The sequence below is a fragment of the Bacteroides luhongzhouii genome, assembly GCF_009193295.2.
Lineage (GTDB): Bacteria > Bacteroidota > Bacteroidia > Bacteroidales > Bacteroidaceae > Bacteroides > Bacteroides luhongzhouii.
In genome coordinates this window covers 1,161,531-1,175,731 of sequence record NZ_CP059973.1, presented here as the reverse complement: position 1 = coordinate 1,175,731, position 14,201 = coordinate 1,161,531, and the positions used below count along the sequence as shown (strand labels likewise).

Annotated in this window: 9 protein-coding genes and 1 pseudogene; 8 read left to right on the top strand and 2 right to left on the bottom strand. The window is 42.0% G+C overall.

Going from position 1 to position 14,201, the window contains the following annotated elements:
• Positions 1 to 67: 67 nt before the first annotated feature.
• Together araJ and GD631_RS04325 are read right to left on the bottom strand one after the other, a co-directional pair.
• Entirely contained in the window at positions 68 to 1,210 is a 1,143-nt protein-coding gene (gene araJ, locus GD631_RS04330; protein ID WP_143258839.1) for an MFS transporter AraJ, read from the bottom strand.
• A gap of 300 nt (positions 1,211 to 1,510) precedes the next feature.
• On the bottom strand, positions 1,511 to 2,917 hold the full coding sequence (locus GD631_RS04325; protein WP_143258840.1) for an alpha/beta hydrolase family protein: 1,407 nt from the start codon (positions 2,915 to 2,917) through the stop codon (positions 1,511 to 1,513).
• Between the two features lie 398 nt (positions 2,918 to 3,315).
• Here GD631_RS04325 and GD631_RS04320 point away from each other — a divergent pair, with 398 nt between their 5' ends.
• The 8 genes and pseudogenes from GD631_RS04320 to GD631_RS04285 all read left to right on the top strand — a co-directional run bounded on the left by GD631_RS04320 (position 3,316) and on the right by GD631_RS04285 (position 14,034).
• A complete protein-coding gene (locus GD631_RS04320) occupies positions 3,316 to 4,842 on the top strand; it encodes a sulfatase-like hydrolase/transferase (protein ID WP_143258841.1) in 1,527 nt (508 codons plus the stop codon).
• 327 nt (positions 4,843 to 5,169) lie between these two features.
• Positions 5,170 to 6,828, top strand: a complete 1,659-nt coding sequence (locus GD631_RS04315) for a hypothetical protein (protein ID WP_143258959.1) — start codon at positions 5,170 to 5,172, stop codon at positions 6,826 to 6,828.
• Positions 6,829 to 6,849: 21 nt separating this feature from the next.
• A complete protein-coding gene (locus GD631_RS04310) occupies positions 6,850 to 7,254 on the top strand; it encodes a hypothetical protein (RefSeq protein ID WP_143258842.1) in 405 nt (134 codons plus the stop codon).
• Positions 7,255 to 7,273: 19 nt separating this feature from the next.
• Positions 7,274 to 8,905 carry a DUF1735 domain-containing protein gene (locus GD631_RS04305; RefSeq protein ID WP_143258843.1) on the top strand — a complete coding sequence of 544 codons (1,632 nt, stop codon included), beginning with the start codon at positions 7,274 to 7,276 and terminating at the stop codon, positions 8,903 to 8,905.
• 32 nt (positions 8,906 to 8,937) lie between these two features.
• Positions 8,938 to 9,924, top strand: coding sequence for a glycoside hydrolase family 43 protein (locus GD631_RS04300; RefSeq protein ID WP_143258844.1), 987 nt, complete (start codon positions 8,938 to 8,940; stop codon positions 9,922 to 9,924).
• A gap of 2 nt (positions 9,925 to 9,926) precedes the next feature.
• Positions 9,927 to 10,517: pseudogene (locus GD631_RS04295) on the top strand (glycoside hydrolase family 2 protein); the annotation flags it as partial.
• Positions 10,518 to 11,045: 528 nt separating this feature from the next.
• Positions 11,046 to 11,507 (top strand): hypothetical protein, encoded by a 462-nt coding sequence (locus tag GD631_RS04290; RefSeq protein ID WP_143258845.1) that lies wholly within the window; start codon positions 11,046 to 11,048, stop codon positions 11,505 to 11,507.
• Between the two features lie 877 nt (positions 11,508 to 12,384).
• The gene (locus GD631_RS04285) at positions 12,385 to 14,034 is read left to right on the top strand and encodes a SusR family glycan utilization regulator (RefSeq protein ID WP_143258846.1); all 1,650 of its coding nucleotides are present in this window, start codon (positions 12,385 to 12,387) and stop codon (positions 14,032 to 14,034) included.
• The last annotated feature ends 167 nt before the right edge of the window (positions 14,035 to 14,201 follow it).

Here is a 14,201-nt window from a genome sequence, read left to right as displayed (position 1 = left end):
TAATTCTACAAGACTTTAAAGTGAATTTTATCTTGTAGCAGAAAGTAGTACAGCTTTTACTAGCTATTTAGTATTTTGCCTGGTATTTCTTATAAAAAATCAGGAATAAAGTAAATCCGATCAGAGCAAATGGTACACCCGCCAGAGCCGGATAGCGGTATCCACCACTAACAGCCAGTCCGCCTACGTAAGCACCGATAGCATTTCCGAGATTGAACGCAACCTGCACACAGGCTGCTCCCAGCATTTCTCCTCCCTTTGATACGCGGATAATTAATATCTGCTCTGGACTGGATACAGCGAATAGTCCTGCCGTACAAAGGCACATCAATAGGGCGGCTGCCCATTTATATGGAGAAAGGAAGAAAATAAGCAATAGCATCATGCAGATAAGTGCTTGAGCGGCAGTTCCTACTTTTCCGGGGGTATAGCGGTCGGAGAGACGTCCGCTAATCAGGTTTCCCACTACCATACCGAAGCCGGCAAGGATCATTAAAGGCGTAATGCTTTCTGCGGAGAAGCCGGACACATTGGTAAGCATCGGATTGATGTAGCTATACCAGCAGAATACACCGCCATTGCCTAGTGCCGTAGCGCCCAAAATCAGCCATGGAGCCGGAGTTTTAAGAAAGCGGAATTGCCCTTTAAAGCCGGTATCTTGCAAACCTTCTACATGAGGAACCCATCGCCAGATATAATACATAATAACAATTCCCCAGATACCGACCAACAGGAAAGTGGCACGCCAGGAAAGCATGGTACTTAAGGAAGTTCCCAAAGGTACACCAAACAGGTTGGCAATGGTCATTCCTGCAATCATGATGGAGACGGCTTCCGAACCTTTACCCTTGTCGGCTAGTTTCTCGGCAACAATAGAGCCTACTCCGAAGTATGCACCATGAGGCAAACCGGAGATGAAGCGGGCAGCGAGCAATACCCAATAATTGGGAGCCATAGCCGCACAGATATTACCTATCATAATTAAGGTAACTAATACTAACAGAATATGTTTTAGTGGATATTTGCGAGCCAATGTCAATACAGGTGCGCCGACACAGACGCCTAATGCATAAGCAGAAATGAAATGCCCTGCGGTAGGAATACTAATGCCTAAATCTTTTGCTACATCGGGCAAAATTCCCATCATTACAAATTCGGCAATACCTAATCCCAGTGTGCCGAACGCCAATGCAATAAGACTCTTCTTCATACCAAACTTAACCTTAATACCTGTTACCTTTTTACCTTACTATTATTTGCCGCTTATTCATTTCGGCTGCAAAGGTAAAACAAAATCTTTCAGGGTGAGTTCGATGAGATGGATTTTGATTTAAATCAATTTAGACAATGTCGGTGTAAACTGATGACGGGAGATTTATGTAGTATATGTAAATTGTAGTCATTTACTTTCTTGCTAATTCTTGCAAATTCTTCAAATATTTGCAAGAATTAGCAAGAAAAGAATGTAATATTGAGAAATGTGTATTTGCTAAGTATATGATAAATAGATTTATTGTTTCCTTATCCATTCAATGATATCTTGCAGGACTTCCGGATTGATTGTTTCTTCCAACTGCCCGTATTCAGCCAATGTTCCTTTTTCGCAAGTCTGAAACAGATGATTTAAGTTCGGATAGGCTTTGACTGTTACATTTTTGTTTCCATTTCCGGTGACTCTTTCCTGGATGGCAGTCAGGTTCATGGCGGCATCCACTTGAATATCCTTTTCTCCGTTCAGAGCTAGAACCGGACATTTTAGTTTCTTCAAATTCTGGGCCGGGTCATATCTCATAAAATGAAGATACCACGGAGAAGTCATCGAATTGATTTGTGCGGATAGTTGCCGGATGGAATTTAGGTCTTTCAATTGTTCGGGAGACATTGTTTTTGTAACGTCTGCATACAGTTCTTTCTGCAACTCTTCGGGAGTTTTGTCTGTTTGTTGCAGTATGGCATATCTGTTTCGTATTGAAGGCTTCATCCCTTGCCAGACAGCATCCGGCATTCCCTGGGATTTAGAGATTAACTCTACTTGCTTCAGCATCAGACTGTCGCCTCTCACGCCGGCTCCTGCCAATGAAACGACAAATGCAATGGATGGGTCCTTTTGGGCAACGATGAATGCAATGATTCCGCCTGCGCTATGTCCGATAATCCCAATTTTCTTTGCATTTATTTCTTTTCTGCTGCGTAGATAATTCACCATTACTTCCGTATCTGTGGCAAAATCTTCATTGGTAGCTGTTGCGTGAGTACCTTGTGAAGCGGCAGTACCCCTGTCATCACATCTAAGTACGGCAATTCCGTTTCGGGTCAGATAATCGGCGATGACAAAGAAAGGTTTGTGTCCCATGATTTCCTCATCCCGGTTCTGCGCACCGCTTCCCGTCACCATTACTACTGCCGGAAATTTAGTTCCTTTTTCGGGAAGAGTCAATGTTCCGGCAAGGTTAATTCCATCCCGTTCATTCCTCACGGTGACTTCTTCACTTCTGTAAGGGAAAGGCGGTTGAGGCTCCTGTGGACGCTTGGGGCGACTAGCTTCTCCCTTTTTCAATTTCAATGGAAGGGGCATCCCTTGTGTAAAGGTTCCGTTGATTGTATTATCACTGTTCAGCTTTCCTTTGTACGAAGCATGAATCACAGGTATCTGGATAATTAAAGTGGAATCATTGAAAGAAGTGGTCTGTGTCTTGATGCGGTTGGCTCCCTGGTCGGGACTGTCCAATGTGGTCACATAAGCGCCTTGTTCCGTTTGACTGATGTGGAATACAATAGTCAATGAACCGGTGGGAATGGAAAGTTTTCCGTGCCAGGTTCCCGAAATATCTTGGGCGGAAACAGAGGATGAGAAGAACACTCCGGCTAATAGTCCGGTAATGAATATAACAATGCAGGTAGCCTTTACTATTTTCATAAACGAAAAAATTAGGTGTAAAGATAAGATATATACAAAGGTAACTATTTTCCTCATTATAAAAATAAAACATTACCTAATCTTATCAGAATCCGGTAATATCTTATTTGGCTGTCCCTGTATACTATTACAGTTTTTATTGTTAAGCACAACCTCTATTCCAAACTATATAGCCTTCCTTAAAAAAACGATGATTCTTAAAAAAAGAATATTTAATCATCGGAGGAGGGCATCAATTGCAGTTTGGTAAAGAAAAGCAGGAAAATGCCCATGCATTTTCATACCTTGTTTCTCTGGAATAATTGCAGGATGGACATTTCTCCCCATTATTAAACATTTGTTCTACATAAATAAATAAGTGGTGGCTAAATTTGCATCGTTATTAACTACATAATATTATGAAAAAGATAATCTATCTTGTTCCTACGTTGTCTTTAGTAGGTTGTACCTCACAGCACGTAGAAGAAAAGCCGAATGTGATTGTGATTCTTGCCGATGATCTGGGATTTGGCGATGTCAGCGCTTACGGCTCTACTACGATTCATACTCCGAATATCGACAGTCTGGCTCATGGCGGAGTTTGTTTCACGAACGGATATGCCACTTCGGCAACTTCTACTCCCAGCCGTTATGCTTTGATGACCGGAATGTATCCGTGGAAAAATAAGGATGCAAAAATCCTGCCGGGAGATGCTCCTCTTATCATTAATGAAAATCAGTTTACCTTGCCGAAGATGATGCAGCAATGCGGTTATGTGACCGGAGCTATCGGAAAGTGGCATTTGGGGATGGGAGACGGCAATGTCAACTGGAACGAAACCGTCAAACCGGGTGCCAAAGAGATCGGTTTCGATTACTCTTGCCTGATTGCAGCGACCAACGACCGTGTCCCGACGGTTTATGTGGAAAACGGTGATGTAGTAGGGCTTGATCCGGCCGACCCTATCGAAGTGAGTTACGAGCATAATTTTGAGGGCGAACCGACTGCCATCTCTCATCCGGAGATGCTGAAAATGCAGTGGGCACACGGACACAATAACTCTATAGTAAACGGAATTCCCCGTATCGGATATATGAAAGGCGGGCAGAAAGCCCGTTGGAAAGACGAAGATATGGCCGACTATTTTGTAGATAAGGTGAAGCACTTTGTAACTGAACACAAAGATGCTCCTTTCTTCTTGTATTATGGTTTACACGAACCTCACGTACCTCGTGCTCCCCACCAGCGCTTTGTGGGCAAAACAACGATGGGGCCTCGTGGTGACGCCATCGTTGAGGCAGATTGGTGTGTCGGCGAACTGCTTGCCCACTTGAAGAAAGAAGGACTGTTGGAAAAAACACTGATTATCTTCTCCAGCGATAACGGACCGGTTCTGAATGATGGATATAAAGACGGTGCTCTCGAACTGGCAGGCGATCATTTTCCTGCAGGAGGGCTGCGAGGAGGTAAATATAGTTTGTTCGACGGTGGTACGCATATTCCTCTGTTTGTTTATTGGAAAGGAAAAATTCAACCGGTCGTATCCGATGCACTGGTTTGCCAGGTAGATATTCTTGCTTCTCTAGGTTCGATGGTACATGCTGATTTGCCGGAAGATCTGGATAGTCGGAACTACCTGAATGCTTTCTTCGGAAAAGAACAGACTGCCCGCAAAGATGTAGTGCTGGAAGCACAGGGACGTATGGCTTATCGTTCGGGCGACTGGATTATGATGCCTCCTTATAAAGGTTTCGAACGAAACCTGACCGGAAATGAATTAGGTAATCTGGGTGAATACGGTTTATTCAATGTAAAAGCTGACCGGACTCAACGTCAGAATGTGGCGGCACAGCATCCCGAACTTCTGGACTCCCTGAAGCTGAATTTCTTTGCTGAAGTAAAAGGATACTACCGCAGTGAAGTAGAAGAAGAACCATTAAAGTAAGGTCAAATGTCCATTCTGAACATAAATCCCAGTGATAGAACAATCGTTCTATTCTATAGGAACTTATTTTCCTATCTTTGCTATGTTCGATGTCGAACTATAATTAACCTTGAAGATTGATGATATGGGAAATGCTGTTTTTTTCTTCCTCTTTATATTATTGATTGCTTGTCATTCAGGGTCTCCTTTGGCAGATTTTTCCAATCAGCCGGCATTTTCCTCTACGATCTTGAATCCGGAAGAGGTTTGTCATCAGTTTTGTATCTATCAGTTTTGTGTAAAATAGAGAGTACTATCTTTTTAAAGTGATATATTATGAAAGAAAATATGTATATGAAAGTGAAGGCTTTTTGGATGTTTGTATTGCTGTTCTTATGTTCGATAGGGACAAAAGCACAAGAATTGGGAGCGAACTATAATGAAAATATCGACTACCCGATTACGGAAATAGAGATGCTGAAGAAATCGAAAGTAACTTGGGTGAGAGGGTTTGTCAATATCCCCAATCTGTTTCTTCAAAATGAAGACGGGAAGATTGTAGGCGTGAAAGAAAATGCCATCAGAACACATATCCCTACACTGAAATTTATTCAGGCCAAGAAAGCGTTAGGCGATCGTGTGAAATTCATGTTGAGTCTGAAAATTCCTTTTGAGTTATATACCGACACGGTTCCTAAAGTGGGGACTCAGGAAATGGAGTACATATTCCGTGCAACGGAAGTGTTGCTACAAACTTATCAGATGGCACAACACATTGACATCTTGGTCATGGGTAACGAACCGGAATGGGAGAATGCATTGGATACCGATCTTTGTCATGCGGATGGTGAGGATTATCGGGCATTTCTGAATGAGTTTGCCAATCGGTTGACTACTTGGAAACAGGCTAATGGCTGGACATTTGATATTTATGCCGGAGCATTGAACCGTGTGTCCGAATTGCCGAAGAGCGAAACGGTACCTGCGGTAGTCTCTGTGGTTAATAACAATCCTAATGTTGTAGGACTCGACTTGCACGTTCACGCATTGAATATAAATCAGGCGGAAGACGATTTTCACATTATTCGCAATAAATATGGTGTAACAAAGAAACTGATTTGCACGGAATTTTCTATGGTGCGTGCTTTAAATCCTCATGTAGCCGATGTGCTGGGAGAATGGGGCACCAAGCATGGTTATACGGCTGGGATGAAAATTTACGAATATCTTAATCTGATAGCCGAAAAAGCTAACGCCGGTACACCGGTTAGTGCTACCGAGTTCAAGAGCCTTTTTGAGAGTTATGCCTGGTATCCGAAGAACTGGTATAAAACTTTTTATGAGGTGTTCAAGAAATACGATACGTATGCCATTACCGGACGTTTCAGCGTGGTTCCCGGTGGGGCGAGAGCTGTTTACGATGCGAATACTGAAATGTGGGAACTTGGAGGAATTTATTTTTCCCGTTATTTAGGACTTGATACAGACGGATCTTATAATCCCAATCCATTGTTATATCCTGATTTCATAGCTGCCCGGGATGGATTGGTAGTTTCCAGTCTTGTCGGAGGGCAACGGGAATTGTTCATTAGTTGGGGTAATGGAGCCGATAAAACAGGCATATTATCAGTAACAGATGAAAATGGAACAGAAGTGGTACGTCGGTCACTTGATTCGGAGAATGACTATACATTGGTTGAAAATCTTGTTCCCGGAACGACCTATCATGTAGCATTGCTGAAATCAGATGATGCTGTGTTATGGGAGGACGATGTTAAGACCAAGGCTGTGGCAGGAAAGTTTCCTTTGTTGAAATATCAACAAGTGGATGAATATATGTTAGTACAAATATTAAATTTGCCGGCTGATGTCTCATCTTATAAAGTAAAGCTGGATGGACAGGAAATCAATATAGTGAATAAGAACCTGAACGGACAAATACTTACCGCCGAAGTGACTTATAAGGATGGATCGGTAGAAGTGTTGTCGACAACTATTAGAAAGTAATTATCTTAAATTTATTCGCTTATGAAAGTAATATATGTAATGTTGGTATGTTTGTTGGCTTTCGTCTCTTGTGCGGAGACGGAATATGCCGAAAACGGAGTTGATAAAAAGAATGTAATAGGATATGCCGAAGTTGGGTTTTATAGTTTGGACGGAGTTTGCTCTTTTACAGAGCAGGAACAAATCCAGGCTGCAATTAATCCTAAACGGTTGACTTATCGCTTGCAAAATTCGGATCAAAGCAAATATATTCATGTGAAGTTTGCCGGGAAACCTGCGGTTATCGGTCAAAAGATAAAGACTGAATTCTCATTCCAAGGAGTTTCCTTCCTCAAAGAAGAAATGGAGATGGAAGTGGTTCGTATAGATGATGATAAAGTGTGGTTGTCGGCTGACAATGTTGGTGTGGTTGTTCCTGTTTTTTAATCATTAAAAGAATTGAATTATGAAAAGATATATTCCTATTGCCCTGTCGTTAATGGCGTTTTCGTTGATTTCATGTGGAGAAGTCATGGATCTGACACAACCGGAAAAGGCTGAAGTTACCTATTCGGATATAACCTTGTCACTTTATCAAACTGGTAAGTATGAGTTGTACCTGGATGAGCCGGAATATGAATATACCATTATGGTAGAAAAGAGCCATTGCGAAAAGGAAGCGAAAGCGGAATTTGCAGTAGTCGATGCTCACTCATTTGGTGAGGAATACACACTATTGCCTGCGGCTAACTACGACCTTGATGTCAATAGTCTCGATTTCAAGGGCGACGATGTGTTGCACACTGTCGGTTTGCGTTTCCACGATCTTACTACACTGGACAACACCAAGAAATATGTGCTCGGTCTGAAACTGAAGTCCGATAATCTTGCCGTCAACGAAGAGAAGAGTACTATGACCTTCTATCTGCAACAAAAGCAGGGCGGTATCGGTAATCCGTATATCATCACTGTGGCCAAGGATTTGGCCAAGCTCGGTGAATACCTCAAGGATGGACAGATTACCTATGTGCGTTTGGGGGCAGATATCGATCTGCAAGGTATGGACTGGACTCCTGTGGAAGCCACTGCTGCTAAACCTGTGGATTTCGACGGTTGCGGACACGTCATCAACAACTTGAAAATAACATCTTCTTCATCCGGTTATCAGGGTTTCTTTGGTATGTTGACGGGACGGTTTGCGAATGTGACGTTTACGAACGCGCAAGTTACTGCTGATAAGAAGCTTACGGGTATTGTAGCCGGACAGGCGGGTAACGTTTCCGGTGCGGGTATAGTGGAGAATGTTCGAGTGTCGGGGACCATCAATCTGACTTCGGGCAGCGGTGCATGGGATGATGGCCAGGCAGGCGGTATCTGCGGACGACTTCATGGAGCAGACAGCAAGATTTATCAATGTGGTTCGGAAACGAAGATTACTGCATTGTGGTCGGCAGGTGGTATTTGCGGTGAAGTGCGTGAGGGAGCATCTATCGAACAGTGTTATCACATAGGTGATATTACTACTCAATCGTGTGTCGGCGGTATTGCCAGCCGGTTGCTTGGAAGCACCATTTCTCATTGTTATTCTCACGGAGTGATGAAGGCAGTTCCTATGGTTACGCCTAATCCGGGCGGTGGTATTGCCGGATGGGTACAACCTATCTCCGGTGCTTCTACTACCTCTGTTATATCCTACTGTTGGAGCGACTGCGATGTATCTGCACAAAATCAGGTGGGAGGTATCATGGGTAACGCTAATAATACAACAGGGTCCGGCATTACCGTTCATCACTGCGTAGCATGGAACACCTATTTATTCTCTCAAGCTGCACCCAAATCGGGTAAGGTATGTGGACGGTACAGCGAGAATGTGGCTTATTCCTGTTACGCTAATCCTGCTATGGAATGTGTTTTCTCTGGTAATCCCGCATTGCCTGACCAGGCCAGTGTAAACGTAGGTACAATCACTGCGGTAGATCGTTATAACGGATTGACTACCATTGATAACCTGATGGAAGCTATTCGTGCTCTCGACTGGGATACCTCTATATGGAATCTTAACGGTGAACAACCTTGTCTGGCATGGGAACTGAATTGATAAAAATGGTATAACAATTAAGATACAGACTGATGAATACATTCAATAAAATCTTATCACGAGTAACACTTGTTCTGGGAGTGACATTTATGTCTGCCTTCCAATTGTATGCTGATGATTGGAAAGAAATTATGTATGCCGATCCTACTATCTTTGTGGAGAACGGCAAGTATTACCTCACCGGCACACGCAATCAGGAACCGCAGGGCTTTGCTATCCTCGAATCGACCGATCTGGAGCATTGGACGGTGCCTGATGGCACTTCTCTACAACTGATTCTGCGGAAAGGAGATCAAACGTATGGTGAAAAAGGCTTCTGGGCACCTCAATACTTTAAGGATAAAAGAACTTATTATTTCACTTATACCGCTAATGAGCAAACAGTAATTGCTTCCTCAAAATCGGTATTCGGACCTTTTCGTCAAAAGGAAGTCAAGCCGATAGACGCTTCCGCTAAAAATATAGACTCATTCCTGTTCAAGGACGATGATGGGAAATACTACCTATATCATGTTCGCTTTAATAAAGGCAATTACCTTTGGGTAGCCGAGTTTGACATAAAGAAGGGAAGTATCAAACCGGAAACATTGAAACAATGTATGGACTGTACGGAGCCTTGGGAAAAGACTCCGAACTACAAGTCCGCACCGGTGATGGAAGGACCGACTGTTATGAAGTGGGACGGGGTATATTACCTTTTCTATTCTGCCAATCATTTTATGAATATCGACTACTCGGTAGGCTATGCCACTGCTTCTTCCCCTTTCGGTCCGTGGAAAAAGCATCCGAACAGTCCGATTATTCATCGCAGCCTCGTAGGAGAAAACGGATCAGGACATGGAGATGTATTTAAAGGGCTGGATGGAAAATATTACTATGTTTACCACGTTCATCGTTCGGATTCTACCGTGTCCCCTCGTAAAACACGTATTGTTCCGCTCATCCTGAAGAAAGGAAACGATGGCATATACAACATCACCGTAGATAAAGAGCACGTCATAAAGCCAATGTGGAAATGATTTTAGACGGAGCAATGGCTCTGATTGATAGCTACGGCCGTCTGGTATATGATTTGGAAACGCTGATTGCCCAGGGATTGAGTGCGGCTGTTTATACACAAACCACTGATGTGGAAGGAGAAGTGAACGGCTTGATTACTTACGACCGGAAAGTAACCAAAATACCGGAAGGCTTGTTACACCTGATGCACAACCGTTTGTATGAAATCACCCCGGCGAAAGCAGTTACTTTGATTGCCGACAGTCAGAACGGAAGCAAGAACACCCGCCTTGTCGGTATGAACGGTCAGGAGCTGAAAATGACTTCTTTGCCTTTCGACTGTCCTCCTCGTTCTACGGTAGTATCAGAAGCTACTTTTAAGGTGGAGAATGATTTCAATCATTTGTCTCTATGGCTGAATGTTGCCGGAGAAGCCAAAGTTTGGTTGAATGGAGTGGAAGTCTTTGCGCAGGAGGCAAAGCAGACCAGGCAATATAATCAATACAATATCAGCGATTACAGCCGTTACTTGCGGAAAGGAAGTAATTTGTTGAAAATTGAAGTGAAAGATAGCAAGAAGATGAGATTCGATTATGGGTTGAGGGCTTATTAACAGACTTGTTTTTCTTTTGTCTGTTTCTATTGTAAGGTACGTACCTTTGATTATTTATTACCTTATTTCCAATATATTCCAAATAAATCATTTATCTTTGTCACACGCTTTCCGCCCATCAGCGTGATGGAACTGGTGGAAAGTGGTTTTATCTCTTATTGGAGTAAAAGCGTATTATCTCTCGCTCATAAAAATTAGCAGTTTTAAAGGAGAGAGATGATTCAGCAGATACTCCACGCGAACGGCTGTATATCAACATATCCGCCAGGAATGTGTTATATATAAACGATTGGCGTGGGTGTCTGTTGTTATCATTATCTTCCGAAGGGTGTTGCTAAGCCTTATGAGCGGATAATGGTGCAACAGCATCTGCGCCTTTCTTGTATCCGGTTGGTTTATTCATAATACCCCAATATAACCTAACCAATCCCCGCCCACCGGACTGCAGAAAGCGTAGATGCCCGTTGTGCTAATATAATAAAAAGAGTATCCCTCTTTCATTGTATCACACATAAAAAAACGAACATTATGTCAGAATGGATTAATGTAGAAGAAGCGGCTAAGAAATACAATCTTAAAAAAGAATATATCCAACTTTGGGTGGATATGCAGGTAATCATATCATATTTCAAGGATTACAAAACGGTCGTAAGCGATGAGAGTCTCCGTGGATTCCTGAAAAACAGGGCGAAAGGTATTGATCCCGAATATGTGAAAGCATTAGAACAGTTCTGTGTCGGTAAATCCGAGACGTGCTTGATATATGCTTTCCTCTTAGGGGCACGCGACAAAGAGCTTGAGATATATAGGGAAGCCAAATCACAGCGGGATGCATTACGGGGAATGTGGATGGAACAAAACGAACGGGTACGGGATTTAGAGATAGAACTTGAATTAGGACAGTTCAACTGTTATAAATGCCGGTTAAAAAAGTGGTGTATGAGAATCAAAAGAATAAAATTGAATTGGTTTACAAAGATATGGAAATGAGGCAAATGCCAACTCCCACATGGAAATTTAGGGGCATAGCGCCCCTAAATTTCCATGTAACTAAGAACGGTGCAGTCATGAGTACATCAATTAAAAATTCAGCAAGCTCTGCAAACGATTTTTCATTTTTATTTCTCATATTCTCATTGATGACTGATAAACAACAAAGAATCAGATAAGTAGCTTATGAGAAATACTTTCTAACATGGTATTTCTCATAACATACCCTCTATTTTAGCTTAAAATTCACCTTGTTCTCATAGTATTTCAAGGTATTTCTCATAGTTAAGATATTGTCTTCTTCCTTTTTCTAGTTGAAGATAAACTAGTTCCGATCGTCCCATATATTGTGGGAAAGTATTCTCTCATATTATGGGAATTTGTTCCCACAAAATGAGGGAATCTTTTCCCAGTTAGTAGGGAATACTTTCCCACAATATATGGGACAAAAAGAATATGTACTTCCCTGATAATGGTTGACTAGTTGTTTTTTATTCTTGTTATAGGTTGACTGGAAAGACACTATGAGAAATGAAAATTTGTGTATTCAGAATAATTATATCAAGCAGAGTTTCTATATGACTTCTTCCATAATTGTTCCTTTTTTTAGTTCTCATATTTATGAGATAATACAAAAATAGCATATTCCCGCAGAAAGAACGAAGAAAGGGAAAGAAAGTTGGAGTGTTGACGTACCAGAGTGATGAATATAAACCTTCTTGCTTTTTCATGTCATTAGCCGAATTATGTTTATAATAAATCTGTTTTGCTTCTTCTTTTTAATAAAGATTGTTCATTCCGACTATAATAATTTTCTCCTGAAAGCCGGAAGTTTCTGAAAGACTTTTATCTTTGCAACTATAATACATACGGCACTATGAAAAAAGTGATTCTGATTTTTGTGACAATCGTCCTTTCTGGTTTGCTTTATGCAAAAGAAAATAAGAGTACCGATGCGTTACTTCGTGAGATTGATGGTATCATTAAAAACCGTCAGACCTATGGAGCGGAAAAGGAGGCGCGTATCGCTGACCTGAAGAAATTGTTGTTGGAGGCTACTTCCGATGAACAACGATATAGTTTTTGCGGACGTCTTTTCGATGAATACAGGGCTTATAATCTGGATTCGTCTTTTGTCTATGCTCAACGGAAAGAGGAACTGGCGCATCGCATGGATAAACTGGATTACCTGGATGATGCTGCCATGAATATGGCGGAAGTGATGGGAACTACCGGAATGTATAAAGAAGCGTTGGAACTATTGGGGCAGATTGATAAGAAAACGCTGCCCGATTATCTCTATGGTTATTATTATCATTTGTATCGCACTATTTATGGATTGATGGGAGATTATGCCGTTACGGAGAAAGCCAAGAAGGAGTATTATCGAATGACGGACCTGTATCGTGACTCTCTTCTGCAGGTCAACGCTTCCGACTCTTTGGGATACGTATTGGTGATGGCGGATAAGTGTATCGTACATGCTCAATACGATGAAGCCATCCGTATGCTGATGGAATATTACAACAAACCTTCTTTGGATGACCATTCAAAAGCAATGCTTACTTATACCATTTCCGAGGGTTACCGGTTGAAAGGCGACAAACAAGGGCAAAAGCATTACCTGGCTCTTTCGGCTATTGCCGACCTGAAATCGGCGGTAAAGGAATATGTATCTTTGCGCAAACTCGCTTCCCTTGTCTACGATGAAGGGGATATTGACCGTGCCTACAATTACCTGAAATGTTCTTTAGAAGATGCTACTCTTTGTAATGCACGCCTTCGTACGTTAGAAATCTCGCAAGTCTTTCCTATCATTGACCAGGCTTATCAATTGAAAGCCAAACGGCAACAGCAGGAGATGAAAGTCTCATTGATTTGTATCAGTTTGCTTTCCGTATTTTTGTTGGTTGCCATTTTCTTCGTTTACAAGCAGATGAAAAAGGTTGCTGCCGCACGTCGCGAAGTGGTCGATACCAATACGTTGCTGCAAGAACTGAACGAAGAACTTCACGACTCCAACTCGCAGCTGAAAGAGATGAACCATACGCTTTCGGAAGCCAACTATATCAAGGAGGAATATATCGGCCGATATATGGACCAATGCTCCACTTATCTCGACAAGATGGATTTATACCGTCGTTCCCTAAATAAAATTGCTGCTGCCGGAAGAGTGGAAGAACTATATAAAGCCATTAAATCTTCTCAATTCATTGATGAAGAACTGAAAGAGTTTTATGCGAACTTCGACATGACTTTCCTGCAACTCTTCCCCAATTTTGTGGAGGAATTTAATGCGCTGCTCACAGAACCCATGCAACCCAAACCGGGAGAACTGTTGAACACCGAACTTCGCATCTTTGCCCTTATCCGGCTGGGGATTACGGACAGTACCAAGATAGCGCAATTCCTCCGTTATTCCGTGACTACCATTTATAATTACCGGACCCGTGTCCGTAACAAATCTTTGGGAGAAAGAGATGAATTTGAGACTAAAGTAATGCAAATCGGGAAGGTGGAAGAATAAGAAAACCACTACTTTTTTAGTCTGACTTCTATTTTATAACGTTCTTATATTTAGTGGTTTATGCTGTGAGATACTGTATAAATCACTATATTTTTGCTATCTGCTTTAAGAAGCAGTATGAAATGTGGATACTTTTGTTTCACGGTCATTTCAAGAATGACACAGAG